The sequence below is a fragment of the Longimycelium tulufanense genome, assembly GCF_014645795.1.
In the GTDB taxonomy this organism is placed as follows: domain Bacteria; phylum Actinomycetota; class Actinomycetes; order Mycobacteriales; family Pseudonocardiaceae; genus Longimycelium; species Longimycelium tulufanense.
Window position 1 is genome coordinate 21,255 of sequence record NZ_BMMK01000030.1, and the last position, 23,117, is coordinate 44,371.

Sequence of the window (23,117 nt, forward strand, 5' to 3'; positions counted from 1 at the left end):
GAGGATCTCCAATCGGGTCGATGTCAGTGGCGTTCGGTGGCGTCGTTGGGTAGCCGGTCGGTCCGGTGACGACAACGGTGGGGACGGTCAGCAGCGTCCGGCCAGCGCGAAGGCGGCGGGGTTACCGCGGGACCGCACAACGGTGCCGCCGGTGCCGGGCCACCGGAGAGCTCCACCCGCCTTCACCGGCGCGGCAGCAGGCGGTGAAGGCGGGACCGCCCCGGCCTGGCCGGTGGCTCCCATCCCGTGAACGGGAGCCACCGGCCCCGGACTACTTCCCGGCGCCGACCTCGATCGGCACGCCGACCAGCGAGCCGTACTCGGTCCAGGAACCGTCGTAGTTCTTCACGTCCTCGTGCCCCAACAGCTCGTGGAGTACGAACCAGGTGTGCGACGAGCGCTCGCCGATGCGGCAGTAGGCGATGGTGGCCTTGCTGCCGTCCAGGCCGGCCTCGCCGTAGATCTCGCGCAGCTCGTCGTCGCCGCGGAAGGTGCCGTCCTCATTGGCTGCCTTGCTCCACGGCACGTTGATGGCGCTCGGGATGTGCCCGGCCCGCTGCGCCTGCTCCTGCGGCAGGTGGGCGGGGGCGAGCAGCTTGCCGCTGAACTCGTCGGGCGAGCGCACGTCGACGAGGTTCTTCGTGCCGATCGCCTCGACCACCTCGTCCCGGAAGGCACGGATCGAGGTGTCCGGCTCCTGGGCTGTGTAGCTGGTACCCGGACGCTCGGTGACCTCGGTGGTCAACTTGCGGCCGTCCAGCTCCCACTTCTTGCGGCCGCCGTCGAGCAGCTTGACCTTGTCGTGGCCGTAGAGCCGGAAGTACCAGTAGGCGTAGGCGGCGAACCAGTTGTTGTTGCCGCCGTAGAGGATGACAGTGTCGTCGTTGCCGATGCCCTTGGCGGACAACAGCTTCTCGAAGCCCTGGCGGTCGACGAAGTCGCGGCGGACCGGATCCTGCAGCTCGGTCTTCCAGTCGATCTTCACCGCACCCGGGATGTGCCCGCCGTCGTAGGCGGTGGTGTCCTCGTCCACCTCGGCGAACACCACACCCGGCGTCTCGAGGTTCTGCTCGGCCCACTCGGCCGAGACCAGGACGTTCTCGCGGCTCATTGAGCGCTCCTCATTCTTTTCCGTGCAATGTCCCGGCTCTGGCGGTGCACCGCGCGGGCGCGGTCACGAAGCCTGCTGCCGGTGTGCCGGGGCCAACCGGCGGAGCAGGAGGTATGCCTGGCAGCCGAGGCAGTACCCGAAGGCGGCGTTGAGGAAGGCCGCGACGAGTGCGGCCGCCGTGGCCGTGATCCCCAACGCGGTGAGCCCGCTGGCATAGCCGATGACCCCGACCACCGCGAAGACGAAACCCACCGCCTGGGCGAACCGCAGCGGCGGGGTCTCCTCACGCTCCTCGGTCGGCTTCAACCGCGGCTGCACCGCCTTGCGGTAGAGCAGGCCGTAGGGGTTGAGCCGCAGGCTCACGAAGGCGCACATCGCGAAGATCACCGCCTGCGCGGCCAGCAACCGCCAGCTCCCGGTGACCAGCACCAGGGCGAGCACGATGCTGGTGAGCCAGGCCGAGAACCGCGGTCCTCGCGGGTCGACGGGCGGATCGGCGGGCACGGTGACCTCCTGACGCCGGAACCGGACGGGTCCGAAAACGGCGGTGTCGGCGCGCCCGGGCGTCGGTGTGGCGTGCCCGTGGTCAGCGCGGCGCGAACCGCCTGGCTGCCAGTGGCGGACACTGGCTGCTGAACACACGGCACAGGTCGACCGCGCGTCGCTTCGTCAGGGGCCAGCGCATGGGCAGGAGGCTACCCAAACCTCCCTGTTCCCGGGAGGGGCGTCCACCAGATGGAATAGCCGCCCAGCGGCCGGCCAGCGGTTTCGCTGGGCCGGGCGTAGGACTGGCACCGGAACCCGAGCGACACATGGTGCAGGCCGCCGGCGGCCCAGACGATCAGTCGGTCGCGGCATCCGGCCTGCCATACGTGCTCGAGGACAGACCAACGCCGCAAGGAGACAGGTAAGGACACTGTCAGCAGGAGACAGACAAGAACACCGTCGGCGAGTTCGCTGCCAGCTTCTGGCACGTGCCCAGGGTGGCCAGGACCGAAGAGTTGACCGGAGCCCGGCGGGCACCTCTTTGCACCTTTGCGGTTCTACGCTCGGCACAAGGTGCCTGCGCCTCCAGATCGGCGTTTCCTCAGCTGTTGCGGTTGAGGTAGGGGAGCAGGGCCTCCAGGAGGCGGTCCCGCTTCGGCACCCCGTGTACCCGAAGTAGCTCGTGGCCGCCCGCATCCACCGCGAGCGTGGTCGGTGTGCGACGGACGCGGAGTTCCTCGGCTAGCTCGGGCCGCTCGGTCAGATCGATCTCCACGTGGTCCAGCCCGGCGGTGCGGTCCGCCAGGTCGGCGAGCAACACACGCGCGTGCCGGCAGGGTGCGCAGAACGTCGTGGAGAGCTGGACGAGGGTCACACCAGACCCCAGCTTCCCGCGCACCGTTTCGGGCACCAGCGCAGCGCTCACCGTGCCGTCCCCCTCGGGCCTCTTCCGAATCCGTCCCTCGCGCACCCGGTGCAGCACGCCGATGGTCACGGCGACCACGATCGCGGCCACCAGTGCCCACCAGCCTGCGCTCATTGCCCGCTGCCACCACCCAGGGTCACGTTGGTCGCCTCGCCCCGGATCACGAAGGTGCCACCCTGCACCTCGATCTCGGTGGGCTTGACCGTGAACGGCAGCGAGCCCGGCTCGATCTTGATCTCGAACTCCTTGAGCAGCTGCTGCTGGACCGCCTCGGGCACACGCACCACGCCGACCCCGGTACCGGAGGGGTCCAGCTCGATCTTCTGCGGCGTGATCTCGATCCCGGTGTCCTGCAACACGACCAGGCCGGTGACGGCGGCCTCGACCTTGGCCCCGGCGATGCTCTTGGTGCCGGTCAGCTTGACCCGTGCCTGCCGCTTGTCCTTGGCCACGGCGGGATCGGGCGCGGCGCCGTCCCCGGAGCTCGCCGGCACCTGCTCGATCTTCAGGTCGGGCACCTCCAGGATCCGGCCCAGGTCGTTGGCGCGGATGTGCAGCTCGCCCTCCAGGCGCTCCACGGTGGGCTTGGCCTTGCCGGAGGCGATATCGGACAGGGTGGCCTTGGTGTGGAACAGCCGCAGCACCAGGCCGAGGTCGCGGAAGTCGTTGTTCAGCGGCACCCGGCTGGCGTGGATCTCGATCTCCCGGTAGTCGCCGGCCAATGCCTGGGTGATGAACGGGAACCCGTTGAAGCGGACGTCCGGGTCCTCGTTCAGCTTCAGCTGCTCCCGGATCGACTTCGAGACCTTGTACTCGGCGAAGGCGGCGAGCCCGAAGTCGGCGGCGACCAGCAGGCCGATGAGCACCACCAGCGCGACGATCAGCTTTCTCACCTACGGGCTCCGTCCTTCTCGCTCGGTCTTGAATGCTCGGTTCCGGGCTCCGCTGTGCGCCCTGTCGCCGAGTTGCGATGCTCGCTCTGCCCGTAACCTCGCGTGCGCCGCGCTCGGCCCGTCCGCGTCCGGTCTACCAGGTGGGTCCACCGGGGCGGTGCGCCGGCCATGTGCGGATTCCGTTGCACCCGCCTGACGTCGCAGGTAACACCGCTGTAACACAAGTCCTGTGAACACTGCCACTGACCTGCGGTGTTGCCCTGTTCACCCGGTGTTCCCCGCCGTATCCTCCACGTCATCCCCTGGCAACGGCGCCACCATCTACCACCGGCGCGAGCGCCGCCGGCCCCCGGGCCGCGGCGGGAGGAGGGGTCCACGTGACCAACGTCGAACTGCTGCTGCTGACCAACGACGCGGAGCCGGCCAAGGTGCTGCCGGCATTGGGCCTTCTCCCGCACACCGTGCGCCCCCTGGCCGCCGAGGTGTCGGCGTTGCTGGAGGCGGGCCCGCACGACGCGGTCCTGGTCGACGCCCGCACCGACCTGGTGGGCGCGCGTAGCCTGTGCCGGCTGCTGGCCAACAGCGGCGTGGACGTTCCCGTCGTGGCGGTGGTGACCGAGGGTGGCCTGGTCGCGGTCAACGCGGACTGGGGCGTGGACGAGATCCTGCTGCCGGGCGCCGGCCCGGCCGAGGTGGATGCCCGGCTGCGCCTGGTGCGGTCCCGGCGGGCCGCCGCGCACCGCGGTGGCGACGGCGCGTTGCAGCTGGGTGACCTGGTGATCGACGAGGCCACCTACACCGCGCGGCTGAAGGGCCGTCCGCTGGAGCTGACCTACAAGGAGTTCGAGCTGCTCAAGTACCTCGCGCAGCACGCGGGCCGGGTGTTCACCCGGGCCCAGCTGCTGCAGGAGGTCTGGGGCTACGACTTCTTCGGTGGCACCCGCACCGTCGACGTCCACGTGCGGCGGCTGCGCGCCAAGCTCGGCCCGGAGCACGAGGCGCTCATCGGCACGGTCCGTAACGTGGGCTACAAGTTCGTCCGCCCGCCGCAGAACCGGCAGGTGGCCGAGCCCCGGGTGCCGGAACCGTCCGAGGTCGACAGCGAACTGGCCCGATCCCGCACCGAGCTGGCCCGCAGCCGCTGAGCGACCGCTCGCCCTCCTGCCTGCCGGGCGCCCCGGAGCCGCGCGAGTATCGGGTTGCGCGGTTCCGGGCTCGCTGGGCGTCCAGTCGCCGCGTGGCGTTGCTCGCTTCGCCCGTCACCTCACGGTGTCCGATGGCTCGGTTCCGGGCTTCGCTGCGCGCCTTACCGTCGCGATGCTCGCTTCGCCCGTCACCTCGCAAACGGGTGATCAACAGCACTGCCCGGGGTGAACCGCGGTTCGAGTAGCGTCGCGGACGTGGTGCGGCTGTATTGGCAGGCGGTACTGGACCCCGAAACCGCGGCGGAGGTGCTCGCGCTCCTCGACGCCGCGACCAAGGCGGACGGGGTGTCCCCGGTCAGCGACCACGCGCGGATGCGGCTCCGCGCCACCGACGAGGGCCCCTCGTGGCACGTGCTCGCCCGGGACGACACGGGGCGGCTCGCCGGCTACGCGCACCTGGAGCCGGCCGTGGAGGGGCCGGCGGTGGCCGAGCTGGCGGTGCGTCCCGAGCTGCGGCAGCAGGGGATCGGCACCGACCTGCTCTCGGCGATCATCGAACGCACCGTCGAGCCGGACACCGAGAAGCTCCGCGTCTGGTCGCACGGCCGCCACCCGGGGGCGCTGCGGCTGGCCCGGCGGTTCCGGTTCCGGCGGGCCCGCGAGCTGTGGCGGATGCGCCTGGACTTCGACGGCGAGCCACCCCGGCCGGAGCTGCCCGAGGGGGTGCGGCTGCGCCCGTTCGAGGTCGGCCGGGACGAGGCGGCCGTGGTCGCGGTGAACAACCGCGCCTTCTCCTGGCACCCGGAGCAGGGTGGCTGGACCGAGGCGGACCTGCGCGACCGACAGGCCGAGGACTGGTTCGACCCGGAGGGTTTCCTGCTCGCGGTCCGCACCGAGCCGGACGGCACCGAGCGACTGCTCGGTTTCCACTGGACCAAGGTGCACGCCGGTGACGATCCCGTCGGCGAGGTCTACGTGCTCGGTGTCGACCCCGAAACACAGGGTGGTGGCCTGGGTAAGGCACTGACCCTGGCTGGGCTGCACCATCTGCGGGCGCGTGGACTGCCTGCGGTGATCCTGTATGTCGAGTCGGACAACGAGGCCGCGATCGCGGTGTACTCGCGGCTGGGATTCCGGCACTTCGACAGCGACATCCAGTGGGCCCACTGACCGTCCCGGGGTCGATACCACTCAAGGTCGAACCAAGATCAGCTAGTTGCGGTGGCGTGGAAACGCGGACGCTTCCAGCCGGTTTGATCGCTCAGTGCGGCATTGCCCCGGGTAGTCGAAAACGCCGCGAGTCGCCACCCCGCGCCGTCCGGGGCGGGGCGCCGCCGTGCCGTGGCAAGGCGGGGCAGCCTGTCGGCGGGTCACACCGGCTCAACCCGGCTTCCCACCCGCTTTCCGACAGCAGCCGCCACACCATGAGTTGGCCACCGAACAGCACCCGTTCCCCGCCCGTGCCCTTCTGGGCGCTCGTCCCGGTTCCGGGTACGTCCCGCGGATCGTGGGCTGATCGTCACGATGTGCATACGCCCAGATCACAGGACCACATACAACGCGGTGGACCTAGTCACTGGCGGTGACTTGTTCACCCCTCGTTCACCTGAAGAGGGCCACCTGTCAACCCGCCCTGCCTAGCGTCCGGCGCAGCGGGCCGACATCACGACCGTGGCCCCCGCATCAGCCCCGCCAATTCTTCCCAAGCTGGAGGACCCCCGGTGAACATCAAGCGGCACGGCGCTGCGCTCGGTCTGGTGGCCGCCAGTGCGCTCCTGCTCTCCGCGTGTGGCAGCGACAACAACGCGCAGCGCGGCGACACGGCCGCGGCGAACAGCGCGAACGTTGATTGCGGCGGCAAGAAGGAGCTCTCGGCCGAGGGCTCGTCGGCACAGACCAACGCCATCCAGGAGTTCGTCGCCGAGTACGCCCACATTTGCGATGGTTTCAACGTCGCCTACAACCCCACCGGTTCTGGGGCCGGGGTCAAGCAGTTCATCGGGGGGCAGGTGGACTTCGGTGGCTCGGACTCGCCGCTGAAGGAGTCCGAGGTCGAGAAGGCCATGCAGCGGTGTTCGGGCAACCCGGCCTGGAACCTGCCCATGGTCTTCGGCCCGGTCGCCGTGGCCTACAACCTGCCCGGCATGGAAGGCCTGGTGCTCAAGCCGGACACCATCGCCAAGATCTTCAACGGCGGCATCAAGAAGTGGAACGACCCGGCGATCAGGGAACTGAACAGCGGCGCCAACCTTCCGGACAAGAACATCGTGGTGATCTACCGGTCCGACGAGTCCGGCACCACCGACAACTTCCAGAAGTACCTGCAGGCCGCCGCCAAGGACAGCTGGACCCAGGGTGTGGGTAAGTCGTTCAAGGGCGACACCGGCGAGGGCAAGGCCAAGTCGCAGGGCGTCACCGACGGGGTGAAGGCCACCGAGGGCGCGATCACCTACGTCGAGAAGTCCTTCGCCGACGCCGCGAACCTCGGCATCGCCAAGATTGACAGCGGCGCGGGACCGGTCGAGCTGACCGACGAGGCCGCCGGCAAGGCCATCGCCGCGGCCAAGATCAAGGGTAGCGGCCACGACCTGGTGCTCGACCTCAACGCGCTGTACGCCTCCAAGGAGCCGGGCGCCTACCCGCTGGTCCTGGTGACCTACGAGCTGGTCTGTTCCAAGGGCTACGACGCCGAGACCAGCAAGGCCGTCAAGGCGTTCCTGACCACCGCGGCCACCAGCGGTCAGGACAACCTGACCAAGGTCGGTTATGTGCCACTGCCGCAGGAGTTCCGCACCAAGCTGCTCGACGCCATCAAGGCGATCGCCTGACCAGGCAGGACAGCCGGAAAATCTGTCAAACTGACAACGACACGCGCAGTGAGCGACTCGACGCTTGCGGACCGCCCTCCGGCCCCGGGCGGGGTCGGGGGGCGGTTCCGCGACGGCACCGCACACCCCGGAGGGTCCCATCTCCACTCCGAACATTGCCCAGTCCCGGCCCGTGCGGCGGCCCGGTGACCGCCTGTTCCGCGGCGCGGCGGTCGGTTCGGGCGTCTTCATCGTCGCGCTGATCTCGGCGATCGGCCTGTTCCTGCTGCTCCAGGCGATTCCCTCGCTCCGCGCCAACCAGGTCGGCTTCCTGACCAGCGGCGTGTGGAACACCACCAGCGCTACCGACTTGCAGTTCGGCATCCTGTACCTGCTGTGGGTGACCGTGGCCACATCGGTGCTCGCACTGGCCCTGGCCATGCCGATATCGCTGGGGATCGCGTTGTTCCTCACCCACTACGCGCCGCGCCGGTTGGCGCGGCCGTTCGCATATGTGGTGGACCTGCTGGCCGCGGTGCCCTCGATCATCTTCGGCCTGTGGGGCATCAAGGTGCTGGCGCCCACGCTGGTGCCGGTCGCCGAGTGGCTGAACCACAACCTCGGTTTCATCCCCCTCTTCGCCGAGGGCAACGTGACCATCGCCGGTGGCGGCACGGTCTTCACCGCGGGCGTGGTGCTCGCGGTGATGATCCTGCCGATCATCACCGCGGTCAGTCGTGAGGTCTTCGAGCGCACCCCGCGGGAGCACATCGAGGGCGCGTTGGCACTCGGTGCGACGAAGTGGGAGATGCTGCGCACCACGGTCCTGCCGTTCGGTAAGGCCGGTTACGTCAGCGCGGCGATGCTCGGCCTTGGCCGGGCGCTCGGCGAGACGGTGGCGCTCTATCTGATCCTGTCGGCCACGACTGCCGTCCCGGAGCTCAGCTTCTTCGACGGTGGCGCCACGATCGCGTCCAAGATCGCCCTGGGCGCGGCCGAGTTCAACAACCCGCTGACGGCGGGCGCCTACATCGCCGCCGGCCTGGTGTTGTTCCTGCTGACCTTCGTGGTGAACGCGCTGGCGCGGGCCGTGGTGGCCGGTAAGAAGGAGTACGCATGACCACGGCGATGATGGACTTGGAACGGCCCGCGACCGGGCCCACGTTCCAGGGCGTGAGTGCCGGCCGCAAGGCGAAGAACGTGCTGGCCACCACACTGGTGACGCTGGCGTTCCTGCTGGCCGTCGTCCCGCTGGTGTGGGTGCTGTGGTCGGTGGTGGAGAAGGGCCTGGAGCCCATCCTGCGGGCCGACTGGTGGAGCCACTCGCTGTCGGGCCTGCGTCCCTACGAGGACATGGGCGGTGCGTACCACGCCATCTACGGCACGGTCGTGCAGGGCCTGACGACCGCGCTGCTGTCGGTACCGATCGGGGTGATGGTCGGCGTCTACCTGGTCGAGTACGGCACCGGCACCCGGTTGGCCCGGATCACCACGTTCATGGTCGACATCCTCACCGGCGTTCCCTCGATCGTGGCCGGGTTGTTCATCTACGCGCTGTGGATCACGATCTTCGGCTTCTCCCGCAGCGCGTTGGCGGTGTCGTTGGCGCTGCTGCTGCTCATGGTTCCGGTGGTCGTGCGCACCACCGAGGAGATGTTGCGGATCGTGCCGAACGAGCTGCGCGAGGCGTCCTACGCGTTGGGCATCCCGAAGTGGAAAACCATCGTCAAGGTCGTGCTGCCCACCGCGCTGTCCGGCATCGTCACCGGCATCATGCTCGGGTTGGCGCGGGTGATGGGCGAGACCGCGCCCGCACTGGTGGTGGGCGCCTACGCGCCCTACATCAACTTCAACGTCTTCGACGGCAACATGGCGAACCTGCCGTTGCTGATGAACGACCAGTTCGCCAACCCGGAGACGGCCGGCTTCAACCGCACCTGGGGGGCGGCCATGACGCTGGTCCTGATCATCATGCTGTTCAACCTGCTGGCCACCGTGATCTCCCGGTGGTCGGCCATCAAGAAGTGAGCGGGCGATGGCCAAGCGCATCGACATCAAGGACGTGAACATCTACTACGGCAAGTTTCATGCCGTGGACAGCGTGACCCTGTCGGTCCCGCCGCGCAGCGTCACCGCGTTCATCGGGCCGTCGGGCTGTGGGAAGTCGACGGTGCTGCGCTCGCTCAACCGGATGCACGAGGTGACTCCGGGCGCACGGGTCGAGGGCCGGGTGCTGCTGGACGGCGAGGACATCTACGCGCCCAGCGTCGACCCGGTCGAGGTGCGGCGCACGATCGGCATGGTGTTCCAGCGGCCGAACCCGTTCCCGACGATGTCGATCCGGGACAACGTGGTGGCGGGGCTGAAGCTGGCCGGCGTGCGGAACCGGAAGAAGCTGGACGAGGTGTGCGAGCGCTCGCTGCGTGGCGCGAACCTCTGGGAGGAGGTCAAGGACCGGCTGGACCGGCCGGGCGGTGGCCTCTCCGGCGGTCAGCAGCAGCGGTTGTGTATCGCGCGGGCGATCGCGGTGCAGCCGGACGTGCTGCTGATGGACGAGCCGTGCTCGGCGCTGGACCCGATCTCCACGCTGGCGATCGAGGACCTGATCACCGAGCTGAAGCAGGACTTCACGATCGTCATCGTCACGCACAACATGCAGCAGGCCGCGCGGGTGAGTGACCAGACGGCGTTCTTCAATTTGGCGGGTGTGGGCCAGCCGGGCCGGCTGGTCGAGGTGGACGACACCGAGAAGATCTTCTCCAACCCCAGCCAGAAGGCCACCGAGGACTACATCTCCGGCCGCTTCGGCTGATTTCGCAACGCGTTTCCGGCGGCGTCGGGCAACGCCCGACGCCGCCGGAAACTGTCGGGCACCCGGTTACCCGCCCGCCGCACCGACGCCGTTCCTGGCGCGCGGAATGGCTGGAAGACTCGCGGCAACAACACCGTTGATGATGCCAGCTTCGGCCCGTCGGAACGCGGTGTTGTCCACAGGCCGATGACTTGTCCACAGCCCGCGATCTTGTTCTTGCTTTGCGTTTTCGCAGCTCAGTAGGCTTGCCGTGGGCTGCGCAGACCCAGGGCGGGCGGGGGCTGCCCTCCCACTGCGTGCGCAGCGACCTGCCCGAGCGGATCCGAAAAGCTTATTGTTTTTCACGTTTTTCTGCCGTTGTTGTGTCACGCAAATTTCTTGAGTAACCGGGCCGGATAATCACTCGGTTGGTAGATCGGCTTCACTCAGCGCGGGTATACAGAAGGTCGTACTCTCTCCAGGTACCTGCTCCAGCGAGGCATAGGGGGCGTTCGCGATGCGGGTACCGTTCCCGGTCAGAGGCCCGGTTCTCATGGTCGGCGCGATCCTCGCGCTCGTGGCGGGCACGGTGTCCGGCGCGGCGGCCGAGGCCGATCCCGTTCCCCCGGTCGTCGTAGAACCGTTGCCCATGCTGGCGCCCGAAGTGGCCTCCTGTAGCACCCGCACGGTCGAGGTCGACGCAGACGTCCTCAACGTTCGCGCCGACCCCAACCCGCACGCCGCACTCCTCGGCCAGGTCAACCGGGGTGACCGCGGGCCGTGCACCAGGGTCGTCACCGGCATGCCGTACAGCGAGTGCGGCGCCCTCGACAACACCTGGATCCAGATCCCGTTCACCGCCGAGGACCGCGCCGGCTATCTCGCCGCGGCCTGCGTCCGCGATGTCTGAGCGGACCCTCTGGGCCGCAGTGCATCCCGCAACGTCGTCGTCGGATCGGTGAAACCCCGGCCATCGGCTCGGCCCTGGTGAGCCGGAACCGAGGTCGGTAGCCCGGCCCGCGCTGCTGCGATTCTCTGAACTCCTTGGCTCCAGCCCGCCTCATCGGCGGCCCGCCAGCACCTGTGTGGTTCGGCGACATCGGCGAAGCCACGTCGCGAGATAGCAGGGTTGCGCGCTCACCCATGGGTGAGGATACGGATCTCGCGTTGCCGGCCGATCAGCCCAGGGCTCTACTCCAAGAAGATCACCGATTCTGGGCTGGTCGGACGGAGGTTGTCGATGCGTCGCTGCTGCGTTGTGCTCGCCGCCTGCCTCATGGCCTGGCTCGGGCCACCCGGACTCACCATCGCCACCGCTCAACCTCCGGGCTCAACAGTCAACTACCAGACCATCCCCGGTGACGGCGGAACACCGCTGGGCGCCTTCGTCATCGAGCCGACCGGCCAGGGCGACGGCCCGTTCCCCGTCCTGGTGATGCCGGCGAGCTGGGCGCTACCCGGTCTCCAGTACATCGGCGGCGCCAGGAGGCTCGCCGAGAACTTCGGCTACATCATCGTCAGCTACACCGCCCGGGGCTGCTGGGACTCCGGCGGCGAGGTCGAGGTCGCCGGAGCGACCGACATCGCGGATGCCAGCCGGGTCATCGACTGGGCACTGGCCAACACGAACGCGGACCCGAGCAAGGTCGGTATGGCCGGCATCTCCTACGGCTCGGCCATCGGCACGATGACCGCCGCCGTGGACAAGCGGGTACGCGCGGTCGTTGCGATGGACACCTGGTCCTCGCTGGAACGTTCGCTGTACCCGAACGAGACCGTGAACAAGCAAGGTATCGACTTCTTCCTCGCGCTCGTCCACCTCTTCGGCTGCCGCGCGGGACCGGCGCTGACCGAGCTTGAGAAGGCGTACCAGGAAGACGACATCCAACGCGTGATCCCGCTGACCGTGGAGCGCTCCCCGGCGACGAAGCTGTCTGGGATCAACGCCAACAACCCCGCGGTGATGATTGCCAACACCTGGGGCGACTCGTTCTTCCCACCCAGCCAGGTCGTGGACTTCTACAGCGCGCTCACCGTGCCGAAGCGGCTTTTCCTGTTTCCCGGCGACCACGCCACGATCACCGAACCCGGCGGCCTCGGATTCCGAAACGAGCACTGGGACAGCGCCGCCCGCTGGTTCGACCGCCACCTGAAAGGCATCAACAATGGCGTGGACGCCGAGCCACGCGTCAGCCTCAAGCCCAACAGCGGTGGCGACTGGCGGGGCTATCCCACCTGGCAGGCGGCCACCACCGCCACCGACACACTCTTCCTCGGGCCAGAAGGTGAAACAAGCCTCGGATCGCCCATCGGAGCCCTCGGCGACCAGCCGGCCACCGGATGGTCGCAACAGGTCAACGGCGGTGTTGACACCGTCGCGAATAGCGGAACCGTGCTGATCAGTGGAACCCTGCAGGGCTACCTCAACGTTCCGGTCAACGCGTCGATCCAGCAGATCGACCGCGCCGCGGCCGGAGTATGGGCCGCCGCACCGTTGGCCACGCCGATGACCGTGTCGGGAGCCCCCAGGTGGCGCACGACGGTAACGCCGAACGCCGCGAACCTCACCCTGTTCGCATACCTGTTCGATGTGGACAACGACGGAAACGGTTCACTGATCACGCACAAGCCCTACACGCTCCGCGGTGTCACACCAGGAACGGCCCACACGATCGACTTCGAGCTGGAACCGACGGTCTGGGACGTCCGGGCCGGACATCGGCTGGTGCTCGTCGTCGACACCGTGGACCCGCGCTACCGCAGCACGACCCAGCAAGGCACCACGCTGACCTTCACCTCACCCACGAACGATCCGTCGTGGCTACGAATTCCGCACGGCTGAGCGGAAACTCGATCGGCCCCGCTGCGAACACGGCGGGGCCGATCCATCTTTGAAACCAACGAAGGCCGATCCGACAATCCGTCGGGGAACCGAGGATCCGGGTCAGCTCAGGGCTTGCGGGCGACGCCCGCGTAGACGCGGACATTGGACAGCGCGCTGTCGGAGAAGTCGCCCGGCCCCTGTGGATGCCAGGCCGCGCAGCCCACCACCCCGGGCTCGACGAGTTCCCACCCGTCGAACAAGGCAACGACCTCCTTGTAGGGGCGGGGCCACGCCTGTTCCTGGCTCCCCTTTGCGGTCTCCTCCGTCGCCCCGCGCAGCCGGTCGTCATCCTGGTCGTAGGTCGCGTGCGACATCGCCAGGTAGCTGCCTGGCACGAACGCGTCGCGGTAGCGGGCGAGCAGGCCGGCCGGGTCCTCCTCGTCGGTGACGAAGTGCCACACCAGGAGGTTCAGCAGGCCGATGGGCCGATCGAAGTCCAGTAGGCCGCGGACCTCGGCGTGTTCGAGAATGCCTTCCGGGTCCCGCAGGTCGCCCTGGATCGCGATCGCCCGGTCGTTGTCCTCCAACAGTAGCTGGCCGTGTGCCACCGCCACCGGTTCCATGTCCACGTAGACCACGCGGCACTCGGGTTCGGCCTGCTGGGCGATCTCGTGCACGTTGCCCACGGTCGGGATGCCCGAGCCGATGTCCAGGAACTGACGGATACCCTGCTCAACCAGGAAGTTGACGGCACGACGCAGGAAAGCCCGGTTGACCCGCACGGTGTCCCGGACGTCGGGCATCTTCACCTGGATCACCTCGGCCAGCCGCCGGTCGGACTCGAAGTTGTGCCCGCCACCCAGGAAGAAGTCGTACACTCGCGCCACGCTGGGTAGCTCGGTGTTGATGCCCCTGGGGATCCACGACAGGTTTTCGGTCAAGGCAACACCTCTCCACGCTCGATCGCGAGGTCCGGAGCTTACTGATCGCTACTGCGATGAGTTGTCACCTGGTGGAGCGGTCGTCCTTGTGTGCGGCATGTATCTCAGCGGTCGAGGGTCTTGGGTGTCTCTTCGCGCTGGCAGAACGGTCCATGTCCGATCTTCGTCCTATCGAGTGGTTTGTGGGTGGGATGGCATCCTGGAGCGGGCATTCTTCTTCAGTTGATCCGCGCCGACTTCTCGCACGATTGGTTGCTGGCATGCCCGCTGGACCGCACCTGAAACAAGTTCGCGCCAACGTGATTCCCGTGGCACCCGGCCGGTGGCCGTTGCTCGGGCATGCAATGTCCTTGCTTCGTCAACCGCTTCGCTTCATGGAGTCGCTGTCCGCCCGGGGTGATGTCGTCCGGATCTACCTGGGCACGATGCCCGCGTACGTCGTCACGAGGCCGGAGCTGGTCCACCGGGTTCTGGTCACCGATGCGGACCGGTTCACCAAGGGTATCTTTTTGGAGAAGTTCCGCCCGTTCTTCGGGAACGGTCTCGCTCTGTCCAGCGGTGACTTCTATCGGCGGCAACGCCGCCTCGTGCAGCCGGCCTTCCATCGCGCACGGCTGGCCAGGTACGCCGAGACCATGGCGGCGATGTCCGGGGAACTGGTCGACTCCTGGCGTGCCGGACAGGTCGTCGACGTCGACAGGCGGATGCAGGACTTGGCGATCGGTGTCGTCGGGCGGACTCTCTTCTCCACCGAACTGCGGCGGGAGGATGTCGAGGAGGTCCAGCGCTGGGTGCCGGTCCTGCTCAGGGACGGGCTCGTCCGGGCGTTCTCCCCGAAGCTGGTGGAAAAGCTGCCGATCCCGGGGAACCGGCGGTTCGACGTGGCGATCGCCCGTGTGCGGAGCATCGTTGGTGACCTCGTCGCGGAGGCTCGCGCCGAGGGCCGTGACCGTGGGGACCTGTTGTCCACGCTGATCTGTGCCCGGGACTCCGAGACTGGCGAGGGTATGAGCGACGAGCAGGTGCACGACGAGGTCGTCACGCTCCTGACGGCCGGCACCGAGACCACGGCGGTCACGCTCGCCTGGCTGTTCCACGAGATCGGCCGGCACCCCGAGGTCGAGCGGCAGCTGCACGCCGAGATTGACGAGGTGTTGGCTGGTCGTCCGGTGACCTTCGAGAATCTTCCCGACCTGACCTACATGCGGCAGGTGGTCAACGAGGTGTTGCGAGTGCACTCACCGTGGTTGCTGATGCGCCGTGCCGAGGTGAACACCGCAATCGGTGACATCGAACTCCCCGCGGGAACGGAGGTGGCTTTCAGCCCGCACGCCCTCCACCACGACGCCCGGCTCTTCCCGGATCCGGAACGGTTCGACCCCGACCGCTGGTCACCGGATCGCGCCGAATCATTGCCCCGCAACGCGTTCATCCCCTTCGGCTCGGGAATGCACAACTGTCCGGGCCAGAGTTTTGCACACGCCGAAATTGCCATCGCGGTCGCCACCGTGGCCGCGCGGTGGCGACTGGTTCCGGTCCCGGGGCGGACAGTGCGTACCAAGGTGGTTGCGATGCAGTTCCCCAGCCAACTTCCCATGACGGTGGTCCCTCGTCGGCGCTGATTGACCTTGTCACACCGCGTCCGGGACCACGTGATGTCACGGTGTGCGACGAACCGGGTGGGGTGGGTGATGGAGGTCCAGTCGCCGATGGGAGGATCAGCCGCCATCGGGATGGTCCGTTCGGTCGTTTGCCTACCACCGACGGGACTACAGCGGGCCTGGGAGCCGGGCGCCGTGCCGACGACCATCCCAGTCGAAGCGGCCGCGGACGTCGTTTCCCTCGACGGTTCCGTGGTGCTGATCGGTGCCAAACGTGAATGGAGGTCGTAACTTGCCATATTCCCGGTTCTTCCGCAGAGGGCTGAAACGTGTCAGCGCGGCCCTTGGGATCGCGATCCTGGGTGTTGCGGGGTCGCTGACGCCGGCGCACGCGCAGCCGGGCGAAGCCGCATGCAAAGACCTGAACATTCCGGTGTCCATGGCGGCCCAGCAGGAGACCATGTACGGCAAGCTGTGCGTGCCCCACGGCGGTACGAGCACCGTGCAGCTCCTGATCCCGGGTGGTACCTACAACAGCACCTACTGGGATCCGCCACCAACGCCGGGTGTGCACTCCTACCGTGCGGCGATGAATAAGGCCGGGCACGCCACACTCACCGTGGACCGGGTTGGTACCGGACGTAGCTCGAAGCCGCCGAGCCTGCTGCTGACCGCCATGAACCAGGCCAATGCAATGCACCAGGCCATCCAGAAACTGCGTTCGGGCGAGTTCGGCCACAGGTTCGACAAGGTGATCATCGGTGGTCACTCGCTCGGCTCGGCGATCAGCATCATCGAGGCGGCCACCTACCAGGACGTCGACGGTGTGATCGTGACCGGTATGGCCCACAAACTCGCGATCGTGGACGTCGTCAAGGACGGTTTCCTGAACTTCTACCCCGCGACATTGGACGCCAAGTTCGGTGACCGGGTGCTCGATCCCGGGTATCTGACGACGCGGCCCGACACCCGATGGACCGCCTTCCACCGCCCCGGCCCCGGGAACAACGGCGCCGTCGCGTTGGATGAGCGGACCAAGGACGTCTTCGCCACGACCGAGGCCCTCGACGGGATCGGCGTCGGGATCTTCAGTCCGCACTCAAGGAACATCAAGGCGCCGGTCATCCTCGTGATGTCAGATGGTGATCCGTTCTTCTGCGGCGTGTTGGGCGTCAACTGCTCCTCGGCCCAGACGTTGCTCCAGGACGAGCTCCCCAACTACGCGCCCGAGGCCCGCCTCCAGACCTACCTGCTGCCCGGCAATTTCGGGCACTCCTTCAACTACGCCCCGAACGCCGGCCTCTACCACGAGGTCGTCGCGCAGTGGGCGGACAACATGGTCGGTCACTGACCCGCGACGGCTGTGCTGCCCCGGCCCTGGATAGGTCACCGTGAACTATCCAGGGCCGGTGTCGTCACGGCCACCAGCGGTAACGCTCTAACCTGCATTCCCTTCTTTTCGGTCATCCGCAACACGTGCCGCCGTCGAATCGCGAAGGATTATCCAGTTTCGAATTATTGCTGCTCCATCCGGGTGGATACTTCTTGCGATCCTCATTCCTTGATGTTTCGCTGTCAGCGCCGATCAGGTGCGACGAACCGTGGAAGGAGTTTTACTGTGCGACCTGCCGCACTCGTTCATGCCATGACCTCAATCAACCGGGGGAGACGGCAAAAGCTGGGCTCCAGGCGGAGAACCGCTCTTCTTGCCGCGCTTTTGTCGGTGTTCCTTCTTCCGGTCGGAGCTGTCCCCGCGCAGGCGGAGGTTGGCGACCTGAAGTGTGACAGCGAGTTCACCTTCACCTTCACGCCGCCACTGGTAGCCGGCGGAACGAGTAGCGCGGCTGGCTCTGCCGAGCTCTTTGACTGTGTTTCGCCCAATGGCAAGCATGCCGCGCTGACGAGTGCGGATGGCGTGGCAGACTCCCAGGCGGACGGCGCCAAGGGGCCCAATCCCTGCTCGTTGCAGTTCAAGATCGAAGGTGATGGGACCCTGAACTGGAACAACGGCGACACCAGCGACTTCCAGTTCAAGCTCTGGACCGAACCCGCCGCCATGAAGTTCGCCGCCGAGGTTGAGATCACCGGTGGCCGGATGCAGGGAGACAAGGTCATTGTCGTCACCGAGTCCCTGGACTGGAACAAGGACGACTGCATGAGTGCGGGGCTGAAGTACCTCAAGGGTGAGAACCATCTGCTGTTCGGTTGAGCCGCGCCCAGACCAGTTCCGACGACGGTGGCGCACTGATCAGGCTGTACCCGATGCGGCCTGCAGGTACGGCTCTCCCGTTGACACCATCGGAGTCTTACCTCCGTAACACCGCTGAGGATCGTGTCATGCCGGTCGGACTGTTCCTGTGTCCGTGACGTCAGAGCGACCGAAATTCTCGGGATTGTCCAGCCGGCCTCAACTGCTCGGCCAGGTTCGACGCGTGGTCTGTGTGCGGAATGGCCGGCTCGGACGGTGAGTTCCTTGTGGCTGTGCCAGAAACGATCGCCCCCGGTGGGTTGCCACCGGGGGCGATCCGTGTTCGGGGAGTGATGGTTCAGAGTTGCCGGGAACGCGTCCCGGCGTGCGCCCAGCCCACTGATCGTGGACCGTGGCGCGCAACGCGGGCGACTGACACCCGAGATCCAACGGTCAGCCGGGCAGGTCGAGGCCCCTCCGTACGCGCTCCCCGAACATGTCGGGACGGTGCACCCAGATGGTGGCCAGCCAACACATCATGGTCAGCGGCCGCAGCGGGGTCGCTGACAGCCAGCTGACCATCGGGAGTCGACAGACCCTCCGTGTACGGCTCTCAGACCTCCGCACCGGGCATCTTGCCGGTGACGACGAAGACCATCCGTCGGGCAACCGAGACCGAGTGGTCGGCGAAGCGCTCGTAGAAGCGGCCCAGCAGCGTCACGTCGACGGCCGCGGCGGTCCCGTGCGGCCACTCGCGGTCCATCAGCACCGAGAACAGGTGCTTGTGCAGGTCGTCCATCGCGTCGTCCTCGTCCTCCATCTGACGCGCGATGTCGATGTCCTTGGTGCGGATCACCTGCTCGGCACGGCGAGCGAGGTGCACCGCGACCCGCCCCATCTCGGCGAAGGTCCCCCGCACCTGCTCGGGTAGCACCGGCTGCGGGTGCCGGCGCCGGGCCGTCTTGGCCACGTGCTGCGCGAGGTCGCCCATCCGCTCCAGGCTCTCGGCGGCGTGCAGCGCGGCGATCACCACCCGCAGGTCCGTGGCCACCGGGGACTGCAGGGCGAGCAACGCGAGGGCGTGTTCCTCGCACTTGGCGCGCTCGTCGTCGACCGCCTGGTCCTCGCCGATCACCTCCTCGGCAAGCGCCAAGTCGGCCTCCAGCAACGACCTTGTCGCCTTCTCCATGGCGACGGCGACCATGTCGCACATGACGGCCAGTGCACCGGCCAGGTGGTCGAGCTGTTCGTGGTAAGCCTCACGCATGAGGCAACACTACGGGTGAGGAGTCGCGGAGACACCATTCGTGGGTGAACGGAGGGTGAATCGCGACCGTCCAGGTGGTATCTGCCCCCACGCCGAGCTGGGGTGCGGATGGTGCTCAGCCACACACCCCGGCGTCCGCGGCGTTGACGATCGACAGATCGCTGGGCAGCGGGTCCCCCGGCCTGTTCGTCCGCTGCTCGGCCCCGTTGTCCCCGCCGGCAGTGCCCGGCTTGACGATCTTGTCGAAGTTCGGACCGAGCACCAGCTGGATCGCGCCACCCAGCGACGGATCCTCCTCCAGCACCGCACCGGGAACGGCCGAGGCCAGCGTCTGCGCCTTGTCCACAGTGACCCCGGAATGCCGGATCACGGTCTTACCGGTGGGATCTGCGTTGCGCTTGAGGACCACCATGAAACCCTGCTCCTGCAACGCCTTCGCGGCGCTGTCGGCCAGTCCGGCCCGGTCGGTCCCGTTGAGCACCTGCACCTTGACCGTCTTCGGGTCGACCGGCTTGCCGACCGCGGGGTTCGGCTGGGCCTGCGGGTTCGGCCGGCCCGCCGCGCCGGCTGCCGGCTTCTCCTGCGGCAGCGGCTTACCGTCGATGACCGCGTTGAACAACGCCTTGGTGTCGGCCTCCCGCATCACCTCGTTGCCCCGCGCGTTGGCGTCGCCCGTGGTGGGCACCCGGGTGAAGGTCACGCGGCCGGCGTCCAGTCCCTGCAGCGACTGTGCCAGCGGCATGAGCTGTTTCGGAGACACGTTCTCGCCGAAGGTGTTCCTACCGACCTCCTGCAGGAAACCGGTGAGCTTGCCCGGGGACAACAGCACCTGGGTGGACATCACCTTGCGCAGCATCGCGGACATGAACCTCTGCTGGCGCTGGACCCGACCGTAGTCGGAGGTGGTGTCGTTGCTGAGGTAACGGGCGCGCACGTAGTTGAGCGACTGGTCGCCGTTGAGCACCTTCTTCCCGGGCTGGGGGAAGATCGGCCCGAGCTTGCGGTCGATCATCGGCTGCTCGATGCACAACTCCACGCCGCCGATCGCGTCCACCATGCCCTTGAAACCGTGGAACTCCACGCCCAGGAAGTGGTTGATCTTCAGGCCGGAAATCTTCTGCACCACCTGGGTCAGGCACCTCGGCCCACCGAACCGGTACGCCTCGTTGAGCTTGGCGAACTGGCGCGGCTGGATCGTGCCCCCGGTGTAGCGCCCGGAGTCCGGGTCCCACGCCTCGCAGGGCGGCAGGGAGATCTCCAGGTCCCGCAGGAAGGAGACCAGCACGACGCGTTTCCGGTCGGCCGGAACGTGCGCCACGATCACGGTGTCCGCCCGCGCGCCCTCGGCGTCGTCGGTGGTGCCGACGTGGTCCTCGGGCCGGGCACCGGCGCGGGTGTCCGAACCCACCAGCAGGAAGTTCTCGGCGCCCTGCTGCTTCTCACGGTTGCGAATGTCCGCGGAGTCCTGGTTGAGCGCGGAGATCTCGCGGATCCCCATCCACTGCAGGCCACCCCAGCTCACCCCGGAGGCCACGAACACCAGCACGGCCGCCGCGATCGCGATGCCCCTGCCGATCAGGATGCCGCGTCGGCGACCGCCGCCGGCCGGCTCCGGCTCGGCCGGACCCGCGGGTGGCTCGTCACCGCCGTCGTCCCCGCCACCGCCGCCACCGGTGGCGGCGGCCGGGGCGCGGTCGGCGGACGGGATCACCTGCGTCTCACCGGCCGGGTCGTCCGGCGGGCGCGCGCTGCCGTCGTCCTCGCCCAGCTCCGGTTCGAGGTCCCGCTTGATGATCCGGGTCAGCGGCTGCAGCCGCTTGCGGCGCTTGCGTTCCTCGGCCAACGCCTCGTCGTGCACGGCGGAGAACCGGGCGAGTGTGGCGTCGATCTTCTTGCGCTGCTCGTCGCGCTCACCCTGGTCGGGGTCGGCGACCGCCGGCACCTCCTGGGTGACGTCCGCGCGTTCCTCGCCGGCGGGCGGCGGGACCGGTGCTGCCGGCCGCGGTAGCACCGGGTTGGCGTGGTTCTGCGGTCCGGCCGGCGGACGCTGTGGGGCGGGCGGTGTCTGTGGAGCCGGTCGCCGCGAGCGTTGCACCGACGGCGTCGGGTCCGCACCGTCGGGCACACCGGCAATCCCACCTTCGGCGGGCGGGTTCGGGGGTGCCGGCCGGTCCCCCCGGGCGCCGGGTACGGGACGCGGTGGCACCTTTGCGGTGGGGCGCGGTCCGGTCCCCGGCGGGGCGGGACGGGGGAGATCGCCCCGGCTCGGTGCCTCCGGTCGTGGCGGTTTCGGCGGCTGCGGTTGAGGTTGTGCCGGTAGCTGCGGCTGGGGTTGCGGTGCCTGCGGTGGTCCCGGCCGTCGGACGGATCCGGTGTGTGTCGGGCCGGAACGAGCGGCCGGACCTGACGGAACAGCACCGGAAGCCGGTGCCTCCGGTGCGTTGCCCCGGTGCGTCATCGGGGGAGTGCCGGGCGTGGCCGGTGGTACCGGCGGCTTCCCCGGCCCGGGTTGACCGCCCGGAACGTTGCCCCGGCGAACCCGGATGCCGGGCGGCCGGACCGATCGGCGAACCGGCGGGGCCGGCGGTGGCTCCGCGGCCGGCGTTTCCGGTTGGGGTTGCTTGGAGTCGCCGGCACGCCTGCCCCGCGAAGCAGGGGGAATCTGGTGCTGACCCGTGCCGTGCTTGGCGATCAGGTCGGAGACGCTCAGCCCACCCTCGTCGTCCAGCGAGCGGCGGCGCCGTCCCGCGGTACCGGGCTCGGCGTGACGGCGGGGGTCGCCGCCGTGGTCCTGGGACGGCTGGGAACGCCGGGGACCGATGCCGTCGCGCCCTTGGTCCGGCACTCGGCCTCCCTTCCCTTCCCGTCATCCACTGTGGACGGTTTTGGTCCGGCACACCCGCCGTGCGCGGACACGGTGCCCGTCACCGTGCCGACACCCGCGCCGGCGAGCAGTGACCGTACCGGTTGCGTCACGATCAGATCGCTTGACGGACGCGATAGTACGGCCGACGTCCACCACTGACGACCACCCATCGAATTTCCCTCACTTTGTTCGCGGGGAAACTCGGGGTGAACCGCGCCTTTCGGTGGAATCGGACCCGCCTGCCGGGGTAATCGATTCCGTGATCACCCGGCTACCGATCGTTCAACAGCTTCGGGGTGGAAACGTTCGGGAGTCAGTAACCAACCACCCGCGGCTCGGAGACCGCACGACGACCGGCGGCCGCGCCGGCCAGTCTCACTCGACCGTTGTGCCGGTAGGCAACGGCGTTGCGGCCCGACCGCTTGGCCGCGTACAGCAGGCCATCGGCTTGCAGCAGGGTCTGCTCGGGACCGTTGGGCGCACGGTTGGAGGGCGCGCTGTGCGCGAGCCCGATGCTGACCGTGACGCGGAGTCCGGGACCGAGCTGTTGCCATGGGTAGTGCTCGACCCGCGCCCGCGCCGCGTCGCACACGGCCACCGCGGTGGAGGCGTCGATGCCCGGCAGCACGAGCACGAACTCCTCACCGCCGTAACGCGCGCAGAACGCGCCCTCGGGTAGCCCGTCCTGCAGCAGCTCCACCACCCGTTGCAGGACGCGGTCCCCCACAAGGTGGCCGAAGGTGTCGTTGACCTGCTTGAACCAGTCCAGGTCGACCAGGGCCAGGCCGAGGCCGGTCGGGTGCGCGGCCTGCTCGGCCAGCAGGCCGACCAGCCGCTGGTCCAGGTAGCGCCGGTTGTAGCTGGCGGTCAGGCTGTCCCGCAGGCTCTGCTCGCGGGCCTCGGCGTGCTCCCGGCGCAGCCGGTCCACCTCGCGGCGCAGCTGCTCGGGCACGTGCGGCGGCTCGGTCTGGTCGGCGTAGAGCAGGTCCAGCGCCGAGCGCAGGTGCTGGTAGGCCTGCCGCCACTGGCCACGTGAGGCCAGCAGGGCGGCGATCGACTCGTGGAGCTGGATGAGCCCCGAGCCGTCGGCCTCCCGGGCGACGGGGTGGGCGGCGCCGCCGGCGCGCGGTGCGACGGGAGCCGGGTGGGCCGGCCGCGCGGTCGGCTCCGGGCCGTTCTGCACGCCGTCCGGGTCGGCGACGTCTGGTCGCAGTGCGGTCACCGCTCTCACCTCCCTACGTCCGTGGTGTCGTCGATTGAGACTCCTCGCTT

20 protein-coding genes are annotated in these 23,117 nt (G+C 68.3%); 11 read left to right on the plus strand and 9 right to left on the minus strand.

What is annotated here, in order from left to right:
- Window positions 1-271: 271 nt before the first annotated feature.
- From IEY55_RS24295 to IEY55_RS24310, 4 genes are all read right to left on the minus strand, one after another.
- A complete protein-coding gene (locus IEY55_RS24295) occupies window positions 272-1,111 on the minus strand; it encodes a sulfurtransferase (protein ID WP_189060863.1) in 840 nt (279 codons plus the stop codon).
- Between the two features lie 63 nt (window positions 1,112-1,174).
- The gene (locus IEY55_RS24300; RefSeq protein WP_189060864.1) at window positions 1,175-1,615 is read right to left on the minus strand and encodes a DUF4395 domain-containing protein; all 441 of its coding nucleotides are present in this window, start codon (window positions 1,613-1,615) and stop codon (window positions 1,175-1,177) included.
- 583 nt (window positions 1,616-2,198) lie between these two features.
- Window positions 2,199-2,636: a TlpA family protein disulfide reductase gene (locus tag IEY55_RS24305; RefSeq protein WP_189060865.1), complete on the minus strand. Its 438-nt coding sequence runs from the start codon at window positions 2,634-2,636 to the stop codon at window positions 2,199-2,201.
- Window positions 2,633-3,415, minus strand: coding sequence for an LmeA family phospholipid-binding protein (locus IEY55_RS24310; protein WP_189060866.1), 783 nt, complete (start codon window positions 3,413-3,415; stop codon window positions 2,633-2,635). The genes IEY55_RS24305 and IEY55_RS24310 overlap by 4 nt, the downstream gene beginning before the upstream one ends.
- 377 nt (window positions 3,416-3,792) lie before the next feature.
- Between IEY55_RS24310 and IEY55_RS24315 the strand changes: the two genes are divergently transcribed.
- The 8 genes from IEY55_RS24315 (at window position 3,793) to IEY55_RS24350 (ending at window position 13,000) form a co-directional block, all read left to right on the plus strand.
- Entirely contained in the window at window positions 3,793-4,560 is a 768-nt protein-coding gene (locus IEY55_RS24315; protein ID WP_189060867.1) for a response regulator transcription factor, read from the plus strand.
- 255 nt (window positions 4,561-4,815) lie between these two features.
- Window positions 4,816-5,730: a mycothiol synthase gene (mshD, locus tag IEY55_RS24320; RefSeq protein ID WP_189060868.1), complete on the plus strand. Its 915-nt coding sequence runs from the start codon at window positions 4,816-4,818 to the stop codon at window positions 5,728-5,730.
- Window positions 5,731-6,281: 551 nt separating this feature from the next.
- Window positions 6,282-7,388, plus strand: coding sequence for a phosphate ABC transporter substrate-binding protein PstS (pstS, locus tag IEY55_RS24325; RefSeq protein ID WP_189060869.1), 1,107 nt, complete (start codon window positions 6,282-6,284; stop codon window positions 7,386-7,388).
- Between the two features lie 172 nt (window positions 7,389-7,560).
- Window positions 7,561-8,487 carry a phosphate ABC transporter permease subunit PstC gene (gene pstC, locus IEY55_RS24330; RefSeq protein WP_308424785.1) on the plus strand — a complete coding sequence of 309 codons (927 nt, stop codon included), beginning with the start codon at window positions 7,561-7,563 and terminating at the stop codon, window positions 8,485-8,487.
- Window positions 8,484-9,395 carry a phosphate ABC transporter permease PstA gene (gene pstA / locus IEY55_RS24335; RefSeq protein ID WP_189060871.1) on the plus strand — a complete coding sequence of 304 codons (912 nt, stop codon included), beginning with the start codon at window positions 8,484-8,486 and terminating at the stop codon, window positions 9,393-9,395. Before pstC ends, pstA begins: the two co-directional genes overlap by 4 nt.
- Before the next feature lie 7 nt (window positions 9,396-9,402).
- Window positions 9,403-10,179, plus strand: a complete 777-nt coding sequence (gene pstB, locus IEY55_RS24340) for a phosphate ABC transporter ATP-binding protein PstB (protein ID WP_189060872.1) — start codon at window positions 9,403-9,405, stop codon at window positions 10,177-10,179.
- Between the two features lie 496 nt (window positions 10,180-10,675).
- Window positions 10,676-11,068: an SH3 domain-containing protein gene (locus tag IEY55_RS24345; RefSeq protein WP_189060873.1), complete on the plus strand. Its 393-nt coding sequence runs from the start codon at window positions 10,676-10,678 to the stop codon at window positions 11,066-11,068.
- A gap of 330 nt (window positions 11,069-11,398) precedes the next feature.
- On the plus strand, window positions 11,399-13,000 hold the full coding sequence (locus IEY55_RS24350) for a CocE/NonD family hydrolase (protein ID WP_189060874.1): 1,602 nt from the start codon (window positions 11,399-11,401) through the stop codon (window positions 12,998-13,000).
- A 107-nt stretch (window positions 13,001-13,107) separates the two neighbouring features.
- On the opposite strand, the gene IEY55_RS24355 is transcribed toward IEY55_RS24350, so the two are convergent.
- Window positions 13,108-13,923 (minus strand): SAM-dependent methyltransferase, encoded by an 816-nt coding sequence (locus IEY55_RS24355; RefSeq protein WP_189060875.1) that lies wholly within the window; start codon window positions 13,921-13,923, stop codon window positions 13,108-13,110.
- Window positions 13,924-14,183: 260 nt separating this feature from the next.
- Here IEY55_RS24355 and IEY55_RS24360 point away from each other — a divergent pair, with 260 nt between their 5' ends.
- From IEY55_RS24360 to IEY55_RS24370, 3 genes are all read left to right on the plus strand, one after another.
- Entirely contained in the window at window positions 14,184-15,545 is a 1,362-nt protein-coding gene (locus IEY55_RS24360) for a cytochrome P450 (protein ID WP_189060876.1), read from the plus strand.
- Window positions 15,546-15,963: 418 nt separating this feature from the next.
- On the plus strand, window positions 15,964-16,875 hold the full coding sequence (locus IEY55_RS24365) for an alpha/beta hydrolase (protein ID WP_189060877.1): 912 nt from the start codon (window positions 15,964-15,966) through the stop codon (window positions 16,873-16,875).
- A gap of 267 nt (window positions 16,876-17,142) precedes the next feature.
- Window positions 17,143-17,733: a hypothetical protein gene (locus tag IEY55_RS24370; RefSeq protein ID WP_189060878.1), complete on the plus strand. Its 591-nt coding sequence runs from the start codon at window positions 17,143-17,145 to the stop codon at window positions 17,731-17,733.
- A gap of 432 nt (window positions 17,734-18,165) precedes the next feature.
- Here IEY55_RS24370 and IEY55_RS32625 read toward each other — a convergent pair whose 3' ends face one another.
- From IEY55_RS32625 to IEY55_RS24385, 4 genes are all read right to left on the minus strand, one after another.
- Entirely contained in the window at window positions 18,166-18,294 is a 129-nt protein-coding gene (locus IEY55_RS32625; RefSeq protein ID WP_268239350.1) for a hypothetical protein, read from the minus strand.
- A gap of 31 nt (window positions 18,295-18,325) precedes the next feature.
- Window positions 18,326-18,979 (minus strand): phosphate signaling complex protein PhoU, encoded by a 654-nt coding sequence (phoU, locus tag IEY55_RS24375; protein WP_189060879.1) that lies wholly within the window; start codon window positions 18,977-18,979, stop codon window positions 18,326-18,328.
- A 115-nt stretch (window positions 18,980-19,094) separates the two neighbouring features.
- Complete coding sequence (locus IEY55_RS24380; RefSeq protein WP_189060880.1) at window positions 19,095-21,104, minus strand: LCP family protein; 2,010 nt, start codon at window positions 21,102-21,104, stop codon at window positions 19,095-19,097.
- Window positions 21,105-22,158: 1,054 nt separating this feature from the next.
- A complete protein-coding gene (locus IEY55_RS24385; protein ID WP_189060881.1) occupies window positions 22,159-23,067 on the minus strand; it encodes a GGDEF domain-containing protein in 909 nt (302 codons plus the stop codon).
- Between the last annotated feature and the right edge of the window lie 50 nt (window positions 23,068-23,117).